Source organism: Alcanivorax sp. IL2 (assembly GCF_047495475.1).
GTDB lineage: Bacteria > Pseudomonadota > Gammaproteobacteria > Pseudomonadales > Alcanivoracaceae > Alcanivorax.
In genome coordinates, this window is sequence record NZ_CP179932.1 from 3,470,001 (window position 1) to 3,487,946 (window position 17,946).

17 protein-coding genes (1 of these 17 cut by a window edge) are annotated in these 17,946 nt (G+C 58.0%); 6 read left to right on the forward strand and 11 right to left on the reverse strand.

The window, feature by feature from the left end:
• Positions 1 to 190: the beginning of a ketol-acid reductoisomerase gene (gene ilvC / locus ACMG4N_RS15945; protein WP_297766844.1), read on the reverse strand. The gene continues 827 nt to the left of window position 1, outside the view; only the first 190 of its 1,017 coding nucleotides appear in the window; its start codon is at positions 188 to 190; the stop codon falls past the left edge of the window.
• Positions 191 to 348: 158 nt separating this feature from the next.
• Between ilvC and ilvY the strand changes: the two genes are divergently transcribed.
• A complete protein-coding gene (ilvY, locus tag ACMG4N_RS15950; protein WP_414432405.1) occupies positions 349 to 1,233 on the forward strand; it encodes an HTH-type transcriptional activator IlvY in 885 nt (294 codons plus the stop codon).
• A 120-nt stretch (positions 1,234 to 1,353) separates the two neighbouring features.
• On the opposite strand, the gene ilvN is transcribed toward ilvY, so the two are convergent.
• Both ilvN and ACMG4N_RS15960 read right to left on the reverse strand, forming a co-directional pair.
• Positions 1,354 to 1,845, reverse strand: a complete 492-nt coding sequence (gene ilvN / locus ACMG4N_RS15955; RefSeq protein ID WP_035250069.1) for an acetolactate synthase small subunit — start codon at positions 1,843 to 1,845, stop codon at positions 1,354 to 1,356.
• On the reverse strand, positions 1,845 to 3,566 hold the full coding sequence (locus tag ACMG4N_RS15960) for an acetolactate synthase 3 large subunit (protein ID WP_414432407.1): 1,722 nt from the start codon (positions 3,564 to 3,566) through the stop codon (positions 1,845 to 1,847). The genes ilvN and ACMG4N_RS15960 overlap by 1 nt, the downstream gene beginning before the upstream one ends.
• Before the next feature lie 457 nt (positions 3,567 to 4,023).
• On the opposite strand from ACMG4N_RS15960, the gene ACMG4N_RS15965 reads away from it, so the two are divergent.
• Positions 4,024 to 4,485 (forward strand): DUF4124 domain-containing protein, encoded by a 462-nt coding sequence (locus ACMG4N_RS15965; protein WP_297766732.1) that lies wholly within the window; start codon positions 4,024 to 4,026, stop codon positions 4,483 to 4,485.
• 72 nt (positions 4,486 to 4,557) lie between these two features.
• Here the strand turns inward: ACMG4N_RS15965 and clpB are convergent, their stop codons facing one another.
• The 4 genes from clpB to rluD all read right to left on the reverse strand — a co-directional run bounded on the left by clpB (position 4,558) and on the right by rluD (position 9,589).
• Positions 4,558 to 7,143: an ATP-dependent chaperone ClpB gene (gene clpB / locus ACMG4N_RS15970; RefSeq protein WP_414432409.1), complete on the reverse strand. Its 2,586-nt coding sequence runs from the start codon at positions 7,141 to 7,143 to the stop codon at positions 4,558 to 4,560.
• Positions 7,144 to 7,428: 285 nt separating this feature from the next.
• Complete coding sequence (gene pgeF, locus ACMG4N_RS15975; RefSeq protein WP_414432411.1) at positions 7,429 to 8,175, reverse strand: peptidoglycan editing factor PgeF; 747 nt, start codon at positions 8,173 to 8,175, stop codon at positions 7,429 to 7,431.
• 17 nt (positions 8,176 to 8,192) lie between these two features.
• Complete coding sequence (locus tag ACMG4N_RS15980) at positions 8,193 to 8,591, reverse strand: hypothetical protein (RefSeq protein WP_297766738.1); 399 nt, start codon at positions 8,589 to 8,591, stop codon at positions 8,193 to 8,195.
• A 20-nt stretch (positions 8,592 to 8,611) separates the two neighbouring features.
• Positions 8,612 to 9,589: a 23S rRNA pseudouridine(1911/1915/1917) synthase RluD gene (gene rluD / locus ACMG4N_RS15985; protein WP_414432412.1), complete on the reverse strand. Its 978-nt coding sequence runs from the start codon at positions 9,587 to 9,589 to the stop codon at positions 8,612 to 8,614.
• A gap of 71 nt (positions 9,590 to 9,660) precedes the next feature.
• Between rluD and ACMG4N_RS15990 the strand changes: the two genes are divergently transcribed.
• Positions 9,661 to 10,476 carry an outer membrane protein assembly factor BamD gene (locus tag ACMG4N_RS15990; protein ID WP_035250059.1) on the forward strand — a complete coding sequence of 272 codons (816 nt, stop codon included), beginning with the start codon at positions 9,661 to 9,663 and terminating at the stop codon, positions 10,474 to 10,476.
• Positions 10,477 to 10,619: 143 nt separating this feature from the next.
• On the opposite strand, the gene ACMG4N_RS15995 is transcribed toward ACMG4N_RS15990, so the two are convergent.
• A complete protein-coding gene (locus tag ACMG4N_RS15995; RefSeq protein WP_414432413.1) occupies positions 10,620 to 12,245 on the reverse strand; it encodes an NAD+ synthase in 1,626 nt (541 codons plus the stop codon).
• Between the two features lie 66 nt (positions 12,246 to 12,311).
• Here ACMG4N_RS15995 and ACMG4N_RS16000 point away from each other — a divergent pair, with 66 nt between their 5' ends.
• From ACMG4N_RS16000 to ACMG4N_RS16010, 3 genes are read left to right on the forward strand one after another with little or no spacing between them, the layout of a single operon-like run.
• Positions 12,312 to 12,581, forward strand: coding sequence for a PP0621 family protein (locus ACMG4N_RS16000; protein WP_297766744.1), 270 nt, complete (start codon positions 12,312 to 12,314; stop codon positions 12,579 to 12,581).
• Complete coding sequence (locus tag ACMG4N_RS16005) at positions 12,571 to 14,127, forward strand: sensor histidine kinase (RefSeq protein WP_297766745.1); 1,557 nt, start codon at positions 12,571 to 12,573, stop codon at positions 14,125 to 14,127. The genes ACMG4N_RS16000 and ACMG4N_RS16005 overlap by 11 nt, the downstream gene beginning before the upstream one ends.
• Before the next feature lie 12 nt (positions 14,128 to 14,139).
• Complete coding sequence (locus ACMG4N_RS16010) at positions 14,140 to 15,516, forward strand: sigma-54-dependent transcriptional regulator (RefSeq protein ID WP_297766747.1); 1,377 nt, start codon at positions 14,140 to 14,142, stop codon at positions 15,514 to 15,516.
• Between the two features lie 43 nt (positions 15,517 to 15,559).
• Here ACMG4N_RS16010 and ACMG4N_RS16015 read toward each other — a convergent pair whose 3' ends face one another.
• The 3 genes from ACMG4N_RS16015 to ACMG4N_RS16025 form a co-directional block, all read right to left on the reverse strand.
• A complete protein-coding gene (locus ACMG4N_RS16015) occupies positions 15,560 to 16,636 on the reverse strand; it encodes an NAD(P)/FAD-dependent oxidoreductase (RefSeq protein ID WP_414432415.1) in 1,077 nt (358 codons plus the stop codon).
• Between the two features lie 76 nt (positions 16,637 to 16,712).
• Positions 16,713 to 17,276, reverse strand: a complete 564-nt coding sequence (locus ACMG4N_RS16020; RefSeq protein ID WP_297766750.1) for a GspH/FimT family pseudopilin — start codon at positions 17,274 to 17,276, stop codon at positions 16,713 to 16,715.
• Between the two features lie 213 nt (positions 17,277 to 17,489).
• Positions 17,490 to 17,906 (reverse strand): type IV pilin protein, encoded by a 417-nt coding sequence (locus ACMG4N_RS16025; RefSeq protein WP_297766752.1) that lies wholly within the window; start codon positions 17,904 to 17,906, stop codon positions 17,490 to 17,492.
• Positions 17,907 to 17,946: the final 40 nt, after the last annotated feature.

Sequence of the window (17,946 nt, forward strand, 5' to 3'; positions counted from 1 at the left end):
TAACCTTCAGACCATGGGCTTCGGCCTTGGCGATGGAAGAAGAACCGGAGCGCAGACCGACAGTCACGTCTACACCGGAATCATTCAGGTTGCAGGCGTGGGCGTGCCCCTGGGAACCATAGCCAATGATGGCCACTTTCTTGCCCTGGATGATGGAAAGATCGCAATCCTTGTCGTAATACACTTGCATGCTCATAGCTCTGGCTCTTTCAGATAACGGAAATCGGTGACAGGCAGGCTCTCAAGGAGCCCACCCGGACAGGCCCGCCACTCTAGGCTATCCGCCTCATTGCGTAAAATGATATATTTGAAACATTGCATTGCGATTACTGCAACAACGAGAGAGTCATGGATACCAAACCCCTGCGCCTGTTCCTGACCCTGGCGGACACCCTGCACTTCGGCCGCACCAGCACCATGTGCCATGTGAGTCCGTCCACACTCAGCCGAACCATCCAGCAACTGGAGGACGAGCTGGGCGTGCCGCTGTTCTACCGGGACAATCGCAGCGTCACCCTGACCCGGGAAGGCCAACGTTTCCAGGAATACGCCCGCGACACCCTGATGCGCTGGGACAATCTGCGCCACGCCCTGCAGGAAGACCGGCGTGTACTACAGGGGGAGCTGAGCCTGTACTGCTCAGTGACCGCCAGCTACAGTTTTCTCTACGACATCCTCAGCAGCTTTCGCCACCAGTACCCACGCATTGAGCTGAAGCTGCACACCGGTGACCCGGCACAGGCAGTACAACGGATCCAGCATGGCGAGGAAGATATCGCCATCGGCGCCCGCCCGGATCACCTGCCCGCCGGTATCGCCTTCCGACCCATCGCCCGCTCCCCGCTACTGTTCATTGCCCAGGCAGGGCAGACCCAACTGGCGGAGCGACTCAATGGCACCGCCAGCAAAGCGGCCTGGGAGGATGTACCGATGATCCTTTCCGAAGAGGGCCTGGCCCGGGAGCGGGTGGATCGCTGGTTTCGACAATTGGGTGTGAAGCCGCACATCTACGCTCAGGTCGGCGGCAACGAAGCCATCGTCAGCATGGTTAGCCTGGGGTTCGGGGTGGGTATCGTGCCGAAGATCGTGCTGGACAACAGCCCCCTGGCCGGTCGCACCCGGCCCCTGGATGTGCAGCCTGCGCTTGCGCCCTACGAGGTGGGCCTGTTTACGCAGGAGAGGCGGCGGGAAGAGCCGTTGATTCAAGCCTTCTGGTCGCAGCTACCGGAATAGTTCTTTCTCTAGCGGCGCGGTAGAGCGCGCCGCCAACGGCACTCCTGCACCAGAATACAGGACATAAAAAAACCGCTCCGAAGAGCGGCTTTTTTATCTGGCGTCAGGCGTCGAGCGTTCTTACAGGCTGAGCACCTTCTCGCCCCGGGAGATACCGGACACGCCGGAACGCACCACTTCCAGTACCTGGGTTTCCCCGATGGCACCGATAAAGGCGTCCAGCTTGTCGGAAGCGCCGGTGAGCTGAACGGTATAGACGGTGCTGGTCACATCCACGATCTGGCCGCGGAAGATGTCCACACTACGCTTTACCTCGGCACGCTGGGCACCGGTGGCTTTCACCTTGATCAGCATCAGCTCGCGCTCAATGTGGGCACCCTCGGTGAGATCCACCAGCTTGACCACTTCGATCAGCTTGTTGAGATGCTTGGTGATCTGCTCGATCTTCAGATCATTACCGAAGGTGGTCAGGGTGAGGCGGGACAGGGTGCTGTCCTCGGTGGGAGCCACCGACAGGCTTTCGATATTGTAGCCCCGCTGGGAGAACAGACCGATTACCCGGCTCAGTGCGCCCGGCTCGTTTTCCATCAGAATAGAGATAATTCGACGCATCAGGTCCGCTCCGTCTTGCTCAGCCACATATCACGCATGGAGCCGTCTGCAATCTGCATCGGGTACACGTGCTCGGTGGGGTCCACATAGATATCCATGAATACCAGGCGATCTTTCAGGGCGAAGGCTTCGTTCATGGCCCCTTCCAGATCCTCGATCTTGGTAATCTTCATGCCCACATGACCATAGGCCTCGGCCAGGGCCACGAAATCCGGCAGGGATTCCATGTAGGACTGGCTGTGGCGGCCACCGTATTGCATGTCCTGCCACTGACGCACCATGCCCAGGGCCTGGTTGTTGATATTGATGATCTTCACCGGCAGACCATACTGCAGGCAGGTGGACAGCTCCTGGATATTCATCTGGATGGAGCCTTCACCAGTCACACAGGCCACAGTGGCCTCAGGGAATGCAAACTGCACGCCCATGGCAGCAGGCAAACCGAAACCCATGGTCCCCAGCCCCCCGGAGTTGATCCAGCGACGGGGCTTGTCGTACTGGTAGTACTGGGCGGCAAACATCTGGTGCTGGCCTACGTCCGAGGTTACATAAGCATCGCCCTTGGTGGCCTTGTACAACGCCTGCACAACCTGCTGAGGCTTCATGGGACCGTTCTCATTGGTCTCATAGCGCATGCCGTGAACCTTGCGCCAACCTTCAATCTCTTCCCACCAGCGCTCCAGCGCCTTCTGGTCCGGCTCGCCACCGTGCTCGTCAAGAGCTGACAGCATCTCCTCCAGCACCTGATGCACCGGGCCCACAATGGGAATATGCGCCATGATGTTCTTGGAGATAGTCGCCGGGTCGATATCGATGTGGATGATCTTGGCACCCGGGCAGAATTTCTTCACGTTGTTGGTCACCCGGTCGTCCAGGCGAGCCCCCACGGCAAGAATCACGTCGGAACTATGCATGGTCATATTGGCTTCATAGGTGCCATGCATGCCCAGCATGCCCACATTCTGCGGGTCAGTCCCCGGGAAACAACCCAACCCCATCAGGGTATTGGTCACCGGGAAATTCAGGCGATGGGCCAGCTTGGTGAGCAGCTCACTACCCTCTCCCTGAATCACGCCGCCGCCGGCATAGATCACCGGGCGCTTGGCTTTCATCAGCTCTTCCACGGCCTTGCGGATCTGGCCGGAATGACCACGGCTGACCGGCGCGTAGGAGCGCATCTTGACCTTTTTCGGGTATTCGTAGGGGTTCTTCACATTCGGCGCGGTCTGATCCTTGGGAATATCGATCAGTACCGGGCCGGGACGGCCGGTGGTGGCAATGTAGAACGCCTTTTTCATGATCTCGGGAATGTCTTTGGCATCGCGGACCATGAAGCTGTGCTTCACCACCGGACGGGACACGCCGATCATGTCGGTTTCCTGGAAGGCGTCATCGCCAATCCAGTCGGAGCGCACCTGACCAGACAGCACGATCATGGGAATGGAATCCATGAAGGCGGTGGCAAGACCGGTAATGGCATTGGTGGCGCCAGGGCCGGAGGTCACCATGACCACACCGGGCTTGCCGGTGGCACGGGCATAACCGTCCGCCGCATGGGTGGCAGCCTGCTCGTGGCGAACCAGAATGTGGCTGACAGAGTCCTGCTGGAACAATGCATCATAAATGTGCAGTACAGACCCTCCGGGATACCCGAAGATGTACTCCACTCCCTCGTCTTGCAGCGCACGGACCACCATCTCCGCGCCGGATAACATTTCCACGGTTGCTACCTCAAATCAGAATGCATACAACCCACTGCCTCGCAGCGGGACGGGGTTTACAACTTGCTGCCTGTGGATAAAGCACCGTACGTGGGTGCTCTGGAGTCCTGTCGGAGGTGGCCGACACGAACACAGGCCGGGAGGGCAACGCGGAGGCAATGCAGACCTGAAGAGGGATTACTCCCGCTTTAAAGGAATGAGAAACCTCCGGAGGCTCCCACAGCGGGACGAGAGTGCAGTGATACTGCTGGCAGGACATCGCGGTAACGGTGCCCCGGGTCCCGGCCTCACACACGCCGGTAAGCGAATGCGGGTCCCGATCTCCGGAAAGGTCTAATTTTGTCAGAAATGTGCGATGAATCAAAGCCCTTGGTCGGGTTTGGGTTGCAGAAAATCCCCTTCACCCGTCATGCTAAAGTACGAGAGTTGAAGACAACCCAATAAGAAGACCGACATTATGACCAAATTCAGCCTGTTGCTTGGTAGCGCCCTGCTCATCCTCGCCAGCGCCAGCTCGGCGGCCAAATTTTATAAGTGGGTCGACGATCAGGGGGTGACTCACTACGGGGCCAACCCGCCGCAGGGCACGACATCCTCAGAAGTGAACACCCGCGCCAATGCCAGCTCGGATCAGGATCGGGCCCTGGAATCGCTGCAGGAAAAACGTGACAAGGCCGAAAAAGAGCGAGAAAAAGCCGAAAAAGCAGCGGAAGAGGCACGACGGGAAAAAACCGAACCCGATGCGGTCCAGCAGGAGCGTTGCGAGCAGTATCGCAAGAATCTCGACATCCTCATCAACAAACCGACGGTTCGCCAGGAAAACCCGGAAACCGGTGAAATGGAAGTGATTGACCAGGACAAGCGGGAAGCCATCCTGGAAAAAACCCGCAAAGCGCTTGAGCAGTGCGAAGCGTCATAGCACTGCCTGCCAGGGACGCACAAAAAAAGCCGCAGATTACCCTGCGGCTTTTTTGTGTTGGCGAAACCCGGATCAATGATCAAATTTGAACCGGCCCTCGTCCACATCTATCGAGATGGTATCTCCCTGACCGAACTCCCCTCTGAGCAGGGACTGAGCCAACGGGTTTTCCAGCTGCTGCTGAATGGCCCGCTTCAGCGGCCGGGCACCGTAAACCGGGTCGAAGCCGGCTTCCACCAGTTTATCCAGGGCCGCATCGCTTAGCTCGAGGCGAATTTCCCGTTCAGCCAACCGCTTGCGCAGATAATCCAGCTGAATGGCAGCAATCCCCTTGAGCTGGTCCTTGGCCAACGGATGGAACACCACGGTCTCGTCCACCCGGTTGATGAATTCCGGACGAAAGTGATTGCCCACTACCTCCATGACCGCCCCTTTCATGGCCTCATAATCGTTGTCTCCGGCCAGTTTCTGGATCAGGTCGGAGCCCAGATTCGAGGTCATCACCACCACGGTGTTGCGAAAATCCACGGTACGACCCTGACCATCGGTCAAGCGACCATCGTCCAGCACCTGCAACAAGATGTTGAACACATCCGGGTGCGCCTTTTCCACCTCATCCAGCAACACCACCGAGTACGGCTTGCGGCGCACAGCTTCGGTCAGGTAGCCCCCCTCTTCGTAACCCACATAGCCCGGAGGCGCACCCACCAGCCGCGCCACGGAGTGTTTCTCCATGAACTCGGACATGTCGATACGCACCATGGCCTCTTCGGTATCGAACAGGAAGTTCGCCAGCGCCTTGCACAACTCGGTCTTGCCCACCCCGGTAGGGCCGAGGAACAGGAAGCTGCCATTGGGGCGGTTCGGATCGGACAGCCCAGCCCGGGAACGGCGAACCGCATTGGCCACCGCTTCCACCGCTTCTGCCTGGCCCACTACCCGCTGGTGCAGGGCATCTTCCATGCGCAGTAGCTTGTCCTTCTCGCCTTCCAGCATCTTGGCGACCGGAATTCCGGTCCACTTGGATACCACCTCGGCGATTTCCTCGTCGGTCACCTTGTTGCGCAGCAACTGATTTTCGGTCTGAGAGTGCTGCTCTTCCTGATCCTGGGCGGCCAGGACCTTCTTCTCCAGTTCAGGAATCACCCCATACTGCAGCTCGGACATGCGACTCAGATCCCCGGCACGACGGGCCTGTTCCAGTTCGACGCGGGCCTGCTCCAGCTCGGCCTTGTACTCTTGAGCACCCTGCAAGGCGGCTTTTTCGGCCTGCCAGATTTCCTCCAGATCCGCGTACTGCTTTTCCAGTTCGTCAATATCGTCTTCCAGCTTTTCCAGCCGTTTCTTGCTGGCCTCATCCTCCTCCTTGCGCAGCGCCTCGCGCTCCATCTTGAGCTGGATAAGGCGGCGGTCCAGTCGATCCATTTCCTCCGGCATGGAATCGATTTCCATGCGGATACGGCTACCCGCCTCATCAATCAGATCGATGGCCTTATCCGGCAATTGCCGGTCGGTGATATAGCGATGGCTGAGCTTCGCTGCCGCGATAATGGCGCCGTCGCTGATGTCTACACCATGGTGAACCTCGTAGCGCTCTTTCAGACCACGCAGGATGGCAATGGTGTCTTCCACGGTGGGCTCATCCACTTGCACCTTCTGGAAGCGGCGCTCCAGGGCCGCATCCTTCTCGATGTACTTACGGTATTCATCCAGCGTCGTCGCACCCACGCAGTGCAGCTCACCGCGAGCCAGGGCAGGCTTCAACATATTGCCGGCATCCATGGAGCCCTCGCCCTTGCCAGCGCCGACCATGGTATGCAGCTCATCAATAAACAGGATGATGCGCCCTTCCTGCTTGGAAAGTTCATTGAGAACGGCCTTGAGTCGCTCCTCGAATTCGCCCCGGTATTTGGCGCCGGCAATCAGTGCCGCCATATCCAGGGACAGCACCTGCTTGTCCTTCAGACCTTCCGGTACTTCACCATTGACGATCCGCTGGGCCAAACCTTCGACAATGGCGGTCTTGCCCACCCCGGGTTCGCCAATCAGTACCGGGTTGTTCTTGGTGCGGCGCTGCAATACCTGGATAGTGCGGCGAATTTCGTCGTCACGGCCGATCACCGGGTCCAGCTTGCCGGACTCGGCCCGTTCGGTCAGATTCACCGTGTACTTGTCCAGCGCCTCGCGCTTGTCCTCCGCATTGGGGTCGTCCACAGCCTCTCCGCCTCGCACCTCGGCGATCTTCGCCGCCAGCACCTTTTTGGTGACACCGGCGTTCTTCATCAGCTTGCCCAGTTCGCCGTTATCGTCACAGGCCGCCAGCAATACCACTTCTGTGGACAGATACTGGTCACCACGCTGCTGAGCCTCGCGGTCTGCCATGTTAAGAAGGCGGCCAGTGGCCTGCCCCATCTGCACATCACCATTGAAATCACCCACCGTGGGCAGCTTGTCCACGGCCATATTCAAGGCGGTGATCACATCACCACTGTTGGCACCGGTTTTTTCCAGTAAAGGGCGGGCCGCCCCACCCTGCTGCTGCATCAGCGCCAGCATCAGGTGGACCGGTTCAATCGTGCTATTGCCCTGCCCCACGGCCAGGGATTGCGCGTCAGACAGCGCTTGCTGCAGGCGGGCAGTGAGTTTATCCATTCGCATTTGGGCTCTCCTATCCGGTTGTGATCCGCATTCCGGCCCCCTGTCGGCAAGCCAGCCACGATCACCGGTTATTAATCATCTGGCCTATAAATGGGTCCGATTGGGCCAGATTCAAGAGCAGTGAAGAGTTAATAGTGAACAGTTAACAGCGACGCGAGGCCGCTTGTCTGTTTCTGAAACGCAAGAGGCCGCGCCCAAACCATGAGCGCGGCCTCTTGCGTTTCAGAATCGATTCACCCCGGACGCGAACTATTCACTGTTCACTATTAACTATTCACTGCTCTTTTATTCGTCGAGCCAGATCAGAGACGCAAACCGGCCCGTGTCGCCTTCCTTGCGGAAGGAGTAAAAGCGCTTGAGATCACAGGCGGTACAGAGCTCGCCCCCCTGAACATCCTCTACGCCCAGACGGGCCAGTTCTATCATGGCCGCCTGAGCGACGGAAAAGCGCCAGTGATGAGGCGTGGCATCCGCATGAAAGGCGGCTTTGAAATCGGCGTGGGCATCAACAAAAGCCCGGTAGACCTCATCACCCACCTGGTAGCATTTCCCGCAGATGGCCGGCCCCAACCAGGCACTGACTGGCTCACCATCCGGAGCTATACTCTTCACTCCTTCAGCGACAATACCAGCCTGCAGGCCTCGCCAGCCCGCATGGACTGCTGCCACAGCGCTGCCGTCGGTTCGCGCCAGCAGTACCGGCAGACAGTCTGCAGTGAGCACCACACAGGGCCAGCGCTGCTGGTCGGTCCAAACACCATCGGCTTCGTCATCAGCGTCATCTGCCCGGATAACCCGCTTGCCATGGACCTGCCTCAGCCAGGCCACCGGATGATCTGCCTGAAGCAGTTTTTCCACGTGATGCCTGGCCTGCTCCACACGCGCAGGCTGATCGCCGCAGTTCATACCCAGATTGAAGCCACCCCACGGGGCCGGGGAATGACTGCCGGCCCGGGTGGTCACAGCCACACGCACGTCAGGGTGCGGCTGCCAGCTGGGCCACAGCCATTGGGATCGGGCGGGTAGGGTCATCCGGCACTCCTCGTCACTCAGAAAGAGCAATGTCCTTCGGCTTTTTTCAGATTAAAGACGACTTCATGTGGTGCCAACGTTGCAGGCATCACCACAGCGCCATGATCTCGGTCCACAGGGAGCATTGGCGCCCCTACTTGGACCGAAGACATTGCAGTAACCGTTTGAGTATCGTGTTTAATGTCTGTCACTTGCGACACTTGCGGACCTGCCAGCTCCTGGCAACGCCGTTCAAGGTAACCATCCAGCCAGCTCCAACGGGTGGACTGATCCGCAGCATAGCTTACCTTGAACTGACGCTCATCAAGCTGCTCCTCCTGATACCCTTTTGTGCCATCCCAGGCATGGTAGGTACTGATACAGCCCGACAATAAAAGGGACAGCAAAGCCGCCCCTGAATTAACGGTTTTCATCATTCGACTTCGTCCTTGAAGTATTACTGCTCGTCGGGTCGAGCATCCTGTTCCAGCACCCGAATCAGCTCCTGCATATCTTCCGGCAGCGGCGCTTCGAATTCACAGTATTCGCCCGTGGCCGGGTGAATCAAGCCAAGCTTGCGGGCATGCAGAGCCTGACGGGGGAAACGCCGCAGGGCCTCACGCAGAGCTTCGCTGGCGCCAGCCGGCTGTTTGAGGCGACCGCCATAGAGCGGATCGCCCACCAGGGGGTAATTACGATGGGCCATATGCACCCGAATCTGATGGGTCCGGCCGGTTTCCAACTGCACCTTGATGCGGGTGTGGGCCCGGTAACGGTCCAGTACGCGGTAATGGGTAACCGCGTTCTTGCCCCCGGTTTTCACCACCGCCTGCTTCTTGCGATCCACCGCGTGGCGTCCCATTGGCGCATCCACCTTGCCACCGCCGGTCATCACACCTACGGCAATGGCTTCGTACTGACGGAACAGACTCTTATCCTGCAGCTGGGCCACCAGGCTCTGGTGGGCTTCCAGTGAGCGAGCCACCACCATCAGGCCGGTGGTATCCCGATCCAGCCGGTGGACGATACCCGCTCGAGGCAGACTGTTAAGGCGCTCATCGAGATGCAGCAGACCATTCAGCAAGGTGCCATCCGCATGCCCCGCTGCCGGGTGTACCACCAGGCCGGTGGGTTTGTTGATCACGATCAGGTCGTCATCCTGGTAGACCACATCCAGCTCAATGGACTGGGGCTGGTCGTCCAGTTCCGGCGCGATCTCTACCTCCAGGGCCAGGCACTCATTACCGATCAGCTTGTCCTTGGGCCTGGCTTTGGCACCATTGACCGTCAGCACTCCGTCCTTGATCCAGCCCTGCAGCCGTGAACGGGAAAACCCCTCGAACAGCTCGGCGGCGGCCTGATCGACCCGCTGCCCCACCTGATCTGCGCGCACCTGCTCGCTACGCTGAATTTTCTCGCCGCCAAGATGTCCCATAGTGCAACCTGTGTTTAAATGCCGTATCTAAAATACCTAGCCCGTCATTGTAACCGTTTAACGAGGGAAGAATGCCACGTCTTTTATGGCCATTGCTTGGCCTGCTGCTACTCGCCGGCTGTGCCAGCAACAAGGAGCGCCCGGAGCTTACCGAGGTGGACCAGTACCGGGAAGCCAGCGAGTCGCTGGAATCCAGGAATTATCTGACCGCTATCGATCAGCTCAAGGAGCTGGAAGCCCGCTTTCCCTACGGTGATTTTGCCGAGCAGGCAGCCCTGGATCTGATCTACGCCCAGTATCGGGCGGTGGATTACCCGGCCACTGTAGTCGCGGCCCAGCGTTTCATGCGCAATTACCCGGCCCATCCGCGCATGGACTACGCGCTGTACATGCGCGGGCTGGCCAATTTCAATATGGAGAAAGGCCTGTTCGACAATATGGTGAGCTCCGACAAGTCCAGCAAGGACATGGGCGCCGCCAAGGACGCATTCCGGGATTTCGAGCGCCTGGTGAATCGATTCCCGGACAGTGAATACGCGCCGGATGCCCGCTCACGCATGGTCCACATTCGTAACCAGCTGGCCCGCCAGGAACTGCATGTGGCCCGCTACTATGCTCGTCGCGGCGCCATCATCGCATCCATCAACCGGGCCCAGTATGTGGTCAAGCACTACCAACAGACCCCCGCTGTACCCGAAGCCCTGGCCATCATGGCGAAAGGCTACCAGCGCCTGAAGCAACCAGAACTGGCAGAGAAAAGTCGTGATGTACTGGCTCTGAACTGGCCGGACAGTAAATTTCTCGACAATGACAAGCAGGTCGATCTGGCATGGTGGCCAGACGAGGATGACGGGCTGCTGAGTCTGTTGACGTTTGACCTTCTGTAAGCTTCTAGCTTCTAGCTTCTAGCTTCTAGCTTCTAGCTTCTAGCTTCTAGCTAAAAAAGGGTGGCCCCGACTAATATTCGGAGCCACCCTTTTTTTCACTTTGCTCTTCCTTGTAGCTTGCTGCTTGTAGCTTGTAACTGCTCTCAGTCCCCCGGTCGCCAGCCATTGGTGATCGGGTAACGGCGATCCTTGCCGAAAGCCCGGCGGCTGACGCGGGGACCCACCGCAGCCTGCCGGCGTTTGTATTCGTTGCGGTCGGTGAGCTTGACGACCCGGTAGACATTCTCTCGATCAAAGCCGTCACGTATCACCGCTTCAGCGCTCATGTCCTGCTCCACATAGCGCTCGAGAATCGCATCCAGTTCGTCGTAACCCGGCAAGGAATCACTGTCTACCTGGTCGGGTGCCAGCTCTGCTGATGGCGGGCGCGTGATCACCCGCTCCGGGATAATTTCCACGCCAGCCTGCTGGTTGCGCCAGGTAGCGAGGCGGTAAACCATGGTCTTGAACACATCTTTGAGCACCGAGAAACCACCCGCCATATCCCCGTAGAGCGTGGCATAGCCCACTGCCATCTCGCTCTTGTTGCCGGTTGTCAGCACCACGGACCCGTTCTTGTTGGATAGCGCCATAAGCAGGACCCCACGGCAGCGCGCCTGCAGGTTCTCCTCGGTGGTATCTTTCTCCTGCCCGGCAAATGCTTCACTGAGAATATCCATGAACCCATTAAACGCAGACTCGATGGGCAGCACCCGATAATGCACACGCAGGGTCCGAGCCTGCTTCTCTGCGTCCTCCAGGCTCATGGCGGAGGTGTAGCGGAATGGCATCATCACCGCCTCTACCCTATCCGGGCCGAGGGCATCCACTGCCACCGCCAGGGTCAATGCCGAATCGATCCCCCCGGACAGGCCCAGCAGAGCCCCCTTGAAACCGTTCTTGTTCACGTAATCCCGGGTTGCCAGCACCAGCGCCTGATAAAGGCTTTCTTCCAGCCCGGGAAGCGGAAGCTGCTCGCCCACTGGCTCGCAGTGTCCATCACTGCACTGCAGGTCCACCGGAACCAGCGCTTCGGTAAAGCTGGCAGCCTGCACGCAACGGCGCCCCTGGCTGTCACATACAAAAGACGCACCATCAAAAATCAGCTCGTCCTGGCCGCCCACCAGGTTGCAATAAAGGATTGGCAGGCCGGTTTCGCGGCTGCGGGCCTCTACCTGCTCCAGACGCTCCTGAAACTTGTTGGCCCGGAATGGAGATGCATTCAGGTTCAGAACCAGATCCACATCTTGCTGTTGTAGCTGGGCTGCGGGCCCGCTATGCCAGATGTCCTCGCAGATCGTCAGGCCCAGGGTCCAGCCATCCAGCTCAAAGGTGCAGGCCTCGGAACCCGGTTGAAAATAGCGTTTTTCGTCAAACACACGGTAATTGGGCAGGTGCTGCTTGAAATATTCATGGCGGGGTCGACTCTCGCCAGGAAATACTACCCCGGCCGTGTTGCGACGCTGGCCATTGCGCACGGCAGGGTAACCAATCACAACCGGCACCGTGATCTGCTCACCAATGGCCTCCAGCGCAGCATCCACACGACTGTTGAGACTGGGGCGCAACAGCAGATCCTCCGGCGGATAGCCCGTCAGCATCAATTCCGGAAACAGCACCAGATCCGCACCCAGCAGACGTAGAGCCTCGTCTGCCGCATCGATCACCCGCTGGGCATTGCCCTCAATGTCGCCCACCAGCGCATTCTGCTGGGCCATAATAATCCGCATGATTAACCGGCCTTTCCTCAAGTGAGCGCTGATTGTACTCTTTAGCCGGCAATCGATGAACGCATCATGACAAACAAGGAGAACAAGATGGGCCTGATTCGCCTGCTCGTTATTGCCGCCCTGATCTACCTGGCCTGGCGGGTGGTGAAAAACCTGCTCTCGCAGGCGAACCGTCGCGACAATTCCGCCCCCGGTAGCGGTCAGGATGCCCAGGCCATGCTCAAATGTGCCCAGTGTGGCGTGCATGTTCCTGCCCCGGAAGCCTTCACTCACAACGGCCGGCACTTTTGCTCCCAGGAGCACCAACGCCTGTATCTGGAGCACCATGACCACTAGTCAGGGGTGGACGCCTGCCCGCATCTACAATGTCTATCGGATTGCCATTGCTTGCAGCCTGATGCTGCTGCATTTTGGGCCCGACAAAGCCCTGATTGGCAATCACTTACCGCTGCTGTTTGAAACCACGCTTTTCGTCTACCTGGGACTGACACTGGCATCCGCCACTCTGGATTTTCGAGCCGAGAAACGCGCTTACCCGGCCTGGGCGCAACCTGCCTCACTCATTACCGATTTGACCATGCTCTCCCTGGTTGTCCACGCCAATGGTGGTCTTGAGGGCGGCCTGGCGGTACTGCTTCTGGTAACGGTGGCCGCCGGCAACATTCTGTTGCGCGGACGTCTTGGTTTTTTGATCGCAGCCCTGGCCACGCTGGCCATGATGTTCGAGCAGTTCTACTTTTCCATGCAGGCCATGTCCGATTCCCCTTTCCTGCTGACCGAATCCGGCCTGCTGGGTATCGCCTTCTTCATGGTGTCGCTGATTATCCAGCAGATAACCCAGCGGCTGCAGCAAAGCGAGCGGATTGCTCAACGCCAACGCGTGGCCATCGAACGCCTGGAAGCGCTTAACCAGCAAATTGTGCAGCGCATGCGCACCGGCGTGGTGGTATTTGACCAATCCTTCCGGATTCTGATGGCCAACCAGGCAGCCAATAGTCTCTTTGGCACCCCCATGCTAGGCAACCAGTTGCCAAAGCAATTGGTCAGCCGCTACCAGCGATGGCAGGACAACCCACTATTGCCCCTGGCTACGCTGAGAACCTCAGAACAATCACCGCTACTCAGCCCCCGGTTTGCTCCCCTGGAGACGGACCATGAGCTGCTCACTCTATTATTTCTGGAAGACAGCGCCCGCGTCGCTCAGGAAGCGCAACAGATGAACCTGGCATCACTGGGGCGACTGTCCGCCACCCTTGCCCATGAGATACGCAATCCGTTAAGCGCGATCAACCATGCCACCGAGCTGCTTCTGGACGGCACTGCCAGCGAAGAAGACCAGCATTTGCTCGGCATCATCCGCAACCATGTAGGCCGGGTGAATGGCATCATTCACGATGTGCTCGATCTCTCTCGACGGGGCAAGGGGCAGGCTGAGCGCTTTAGCCTGGCACCCTATCTCAACGAATTATGTGAGCAATGGGCGCTGCGGGGCTACGCGGGCCACAGGCTGAACCAAGCCTGCCAGTCCGATGTAGAAGTGCGCTTTGATCGCAACCAGTTGACCCAGGTCGTCGACAACCTGATCCGCAATGCCTTTCAGCATGGCGGCGAAGAGTGCAAGGTTGAGCTGGAATGTGGCTGTCATGAACAAACAGGGCTCCCCTGGCTCAGAATCCGGGATAACGGCAATGGCATCCCCGCCGAGACCGCCCGGCACCTTTTTGAGCCCTTCTACACAACAGCCAATGACGGCAATGGACTGGGGCTCTATCTTTGCCGGGAGCTTTGCCAGGCCAACCAGGCAGCCCTGGATCTGGAAGACACCGCGAACGGGGCCAGCTTTGTGATAACCTTTGCTCACCCGCACCGACAATTTCAATAACACGATCTTATTATGAGTGCTGACACCCCACACGTACTGGTTGTAGACGACGAAGCCGATCTGCGCGAACTGCTTGTCATCACCCTTGGGCGCATGAAGCTCAAGGCCACAGCCGCCGAATCGCTCGGCGCAGCCAAAGCAGCCCTTGCCGATAGCAGATTCGACCTTTGTCTGACGGATATGAATCTGGGCGATGGCACCGGGCTCGAGCTGCTGCAGTTTATTGCCCGGCATTGCCCGGAAATGCCCACCGCCGTCATTACGGCTTATGGCAGCATGGAAACCGCCACCGATGCCATGAAGTACGGGGCCTATGACTTTATTGCCAAGCCTGTGGCATTGGATCGACTGCGCCAGCTGATTGAAGACGGGCTGGACATCAACGAAGTGGAAGACCACCACGAGGAAGAGGACAACCTGATCGGCGAAGCGCCGAGCATGCGCGCCCTGAAAGCTCAGGTCCGCAAACTGGCACGCAGCCAGGCGCCAATCTACATCAGCGGCGAATCCGGCAGCGGCAAGGAGCGTATTGCCCGCCTGATACACAATCTGGGCTCTCGGCGGGAAAAACCCTTTGTCGCCGTCAACTGCGGCGCCATTCCGTCGGAGTTGATGGAAAGCGAGTTTTTTGGCCATCGCAAAGGGGCGTTCACCGGGGCCGTGGAAGACCGCAAGGGCCTGTTCCGCGAAGCCGATGGCGGCACCCTGTTTCTGGATGAAGTGGCTGACCTGCCCTTGCACATGCAGGTCAAACTGCTACGAGCCATTCAGGAAAAATCCGTTCGCCCGGTGGGTGAGACCCGGGAATTTCAGGTCAACCTTCGTATCCTTTGCGCTACCCACAAGGACCTGGCTCATGAAATGGCGGAAGGGCGCTTCCGGCAGGATCTTTTCTATCGGCTGAATGTCATTGAAGCCCATGTTCCCCCGTTGCGTGAACGTCAGGAAGATATCCCTGCTCTGGTCGGCCATATTCTCAAGCGCCTCAGCGAAGCCTGGGAAATCTCGCCCCCGATAGTCAGCACAACGGCAATGAAAACCCTGGAGCAGTACGCTTACCCGGGCAATGTGCGGGAGCTGGAAAACACTCTGGAGCGAGCCCTGACTCTGTGTGACGGCGCGGAAATCCATGAAGAGCATCTTCGCCTGCAAGCAGATACGCTACCTGCGTCCACCACCGCCCACGCACCGGAAACCCACACCACCCCCGATCGCCCCCTGCATCAACCGCTGGAAGACTTTCTTCAAGACATAGAAAAACAGGAAATTCTCAAGGCTCTGGATGCAACGCACTGGAACCGGACTGCTGCCGCGAAAAAGCTGGGCATGACATTCCGGTCTCTGCGTTACCGGCTCAAGAAGCTGGAGCTGGACCGGGAAGAAGAGTAAACCTTCCCCCTTTGCTTCTTTACGTAAAAGCTATATCGCACATTCAAAAGGCGTATAACTGAGAATCCAGCTCAGTCGGCTCTTCGCAAATCAGCTGTGCCAACAGGGCGGCACAGGCGGGAGCTGCCACCAAGCCATTTCGATAACAACCTGCTGCTGCGAACCAGCCTTTCCGGCCGGGAATAGCACCCAGCCAGGGGTGGTCGCGATCACAACCCGGGCGCACACCGGACCAGTGAAACGCCGGTTTGTGCAAAGCAAGTTCAGGCAGCAAATGGCTGGCAAGCGATTCCAGCCGATAGCGACCATTTACCGACGGGTAATCACTGGCATCACCCCGACGTAATGTTGAACCAACCAGCACAGCGCCATCACTGCGCGGGATGAGGTAACCCTCCTCGGTCAGCATGATCGAAGGCACCCTCCCCGCTGGCAGCTGGTACAACAGCATCTCTCCCTTAGCCGGAAAAAGTGCAGGTGACGGCCCCAATTCAGCCAGCAGCCGATCATTCCAGGCTCCGGCACAGAGCAAAACCGTCTCCGCCACCAACACCTGACCATCCTGAAGGATCAAACGCCCCCCTCTATCTTCAGGATGCAGTGCCGTCACCCTGGCATTCACGAAGGTCACCCCGGAGCGGCGCAGATAAGCCCTCAGCTGGCGCAACAATCGGGGATTGCGGATACTACCCAGATGTGGGAAAAAGACTCCGTCCCCAGCGGGGCTACCCGACATGACCCGCTCCGCCAGGCATGGCCGGGCTTCCCAGCTCTGTGATGCGGCCCACTGCAACGCCATCTCTTGCTCTACAGGGCGGGTAGCCACCCACATACCGCTTTGGTACAACAAGCCATCCACCGGCAAACCTGCCGCGGATAAAAGCGCCACAATAGTTTGATAACGGGGAACCGCCTCTCGGGCAAGCTGATTCATGGCCTCGGAGTAACGCCAGGCATACAGAGGCGAAAGGATACCGCCGCCCGCCCAGGAAGCAGGCCGTCGCGCAGCATCATCGACAATGGTGACAGACCCCCCCCGCTGGACCAGCTCCAACGCACCAAGCAAGCCAAGAATACCGGCACCAACGATGGTTATATCCGCTTTATTGCGCCCTCGCATGCTTCCGCCATGTCTGTTTAATCAGGGCGGACAACCATACCATAGAGGCTATAAACACGATATTTTGGCAGTCTTATTAATGGCCAGAATTACAAGGCAGCACTTCATCAGCTCGAGCCTTGCGCACCCGACCGCTTTGCGCAACAACCAACCCCAATGACGACCCCGATTGCCGGGAGCAAACGGTTATACGGCCGTTGTAGCCATGACTAAAACCCATGGCGTTGAATCTGGCGCGCCGGGCCAGGTGGCTATTCACTTCAACACGAAACTCACCATGCACCGGGCCATGCTCCAGCAATACGCGCCCTCCATGACTGCACAGACCAGTGCTTTCAATCTTGCAGTCATAACTGCCGGTAGTTTCAAACACACGCCAGCCACGATTCCAGTCACCCTTGGGAAGAGCGCATCCTCCTTGATCAGATACCGGACATATGACCACCCACCTGCCATGACTAACAGCATGATGACGAGCCAATATCAAAGCATGATAGATATCATGCTGAAAGGTAATTAAACGATGCCTTGCCAGCAAGGAAGAAACACTGCTTACAGCCCCTGACACAAGAAGCGCCATCAGTACCAGTGCAATCAACGCCTCCAGCAATGTCACTCCATGCTGATATTTCCCATGCATCTGAGCTCCCCACGCCTGAATGGAAAACCAGAATGAAGGCAGAGGAAATCAGAAGGCAGAGGCGATAACGTCAAAACGACGCTATAAATTACCTTTTTTCTATAGGCGAAAAGCTGACAACAATGGCGAAATAACCCACATAAAAAAAGCACAGCTCGCTCATCGCAAACTGTGCTTTAGCGTCACGTAGCTTTTATTCAAAAGGGCGACGAATTATTTACCCCAGCAACGATCTGCCCCCCAGGGAGCCGTTCCCGTGACATCGGTCGCACCGCTCTGTGTCAGCGTCAAATTTCCGCATTGGTTGCCACTCGTTGCTTTAGCTCGTGTCGCTTGCAGCGTGAAGCTATTAGCATCAGCCGAAGAGTCATCAACAGAATAGAAACCTGTGTCTGACATGATCGGCGAGTCCAATGCCGGACAATCTGCATAGGTGCCACGAGTCGAATAACAACGCTCCATCAGGTTGGCCGCGCTGGTCAGCGCAACCCTTGCCTCAGAAACCCGGCCACGCTCTACATGATTCTGATAGTTGGGGTACGCAACAACTGACAATATCCCGATAATCAGAACCACAATCATTAATTCAACAAGCGTTACACCTTGCTGTCTGAAAAATCCGTTACCCACTATTGCCTCCAACAGCGCGGCTTTCACCGCGCTGAGCTAT

Excerpts from the sequence above, each read along its gene's own strand:
- ilvY (WP_414432405.1), top strand. The coding sequence starts at position 349 with ATGGATACCAAACCCCTGCGCCTGTTCCTGACCCTGGCGGACACCCTG.
- ilvN (WP_035250069.1), bottom strand. The coding sequence starts at position 1,845 with ATGCGTCGAATTATCTCTATTCTGATGGAAAACGAGCCGGGCGCACTG.
- ACMG4N_RS15965 (WP_297766732.1), top strand. The coding sequence starts at position 4,024 with ATGACCAAATTCAGCCTGTTGCTTGGTAGCGCCCTGCTCATCCTCGCC.
- clpB (WP_414432409.1), bottom strand. The coding sequence starts at position 7,143 with ATGCGAATGGATAAACTCACTGCCCGCCTGCAGCAAGCGCTGTCTGAC.
- pgeF (WP_414432411.1), bottom strand. The coding sequence starts at position 8,175 with ATGACCCTACCCGCCCGATCCCAATGGCTGTGGCCCAGCTGGCAGCCG.
- ACMG4N_RS15980 (WP_297766738.1), bottom strand. The coding sequence starts at position 8,591 with ATGATGAAAACCGTTAATTCAGGGGCGGCTTTGCTGTCCCTTTTATTG.
- rluD (WP_414432412.1), bottom strand. The coding sequence starts at position 9,589 with ATGGGACATCTTGGCGGCGAGAAAATTCAGCGTAGCGAGCAGGTGCGC.
- ACMG4N_RS15990 (WP_035250059.1), top strand. The coding sequence starts at position 9,661 with ATGCCACGTCTTTTATGGCCATTGCTTGGCCTGCTGCTACTCGCCGGC.
- ACMG4N_RS15995 (WP_414432413.1), bottom strand. The coding sequence starts at position 12,245 with ATGCGGATTATTATGGCCCAGCAGAATGCGCTGGTGGGCGACATTGAG.
- ACMG4N_RS16000 (WP_297766744.1), top strand. The coding sequence starts at position 12,312 with ATGACAAACAAGGAGAACAAGATGGGCCTGATTCGCCTGCTCGTTATT.
- ACMG4N_RS16005 (WP_297766745.1), top strand. The coding sequence starts at position 12,571 with ATGACCACTAGTCAGGGGTGGACGCCTGCCCGCATCTACAATGTCTAT.
- ACMG4N_RS16010 (WP_297766747.1), top strand. The coding sequence starts at position 14,140 with ATGAGTGCTGACACCCCACACGTACTGGTTGTAGACGACGAAGCCGAT.
- ACMG4N_RS16015 (WP_414432415.1), bottom strand. The coding sequence starts at position 16,636 with ATGCGAGGGCGCAATAAAGCGGATATAACCATCGTTGGTGCCGGTATT.
- ACMG4N_RS16020 (WP_297766750.1), bottom strand. The coding sequence starts at position 17,276 with ATGCATGGGAAATATCAGCATGGAGTGACATTGCTGGAGGCGTTGATT.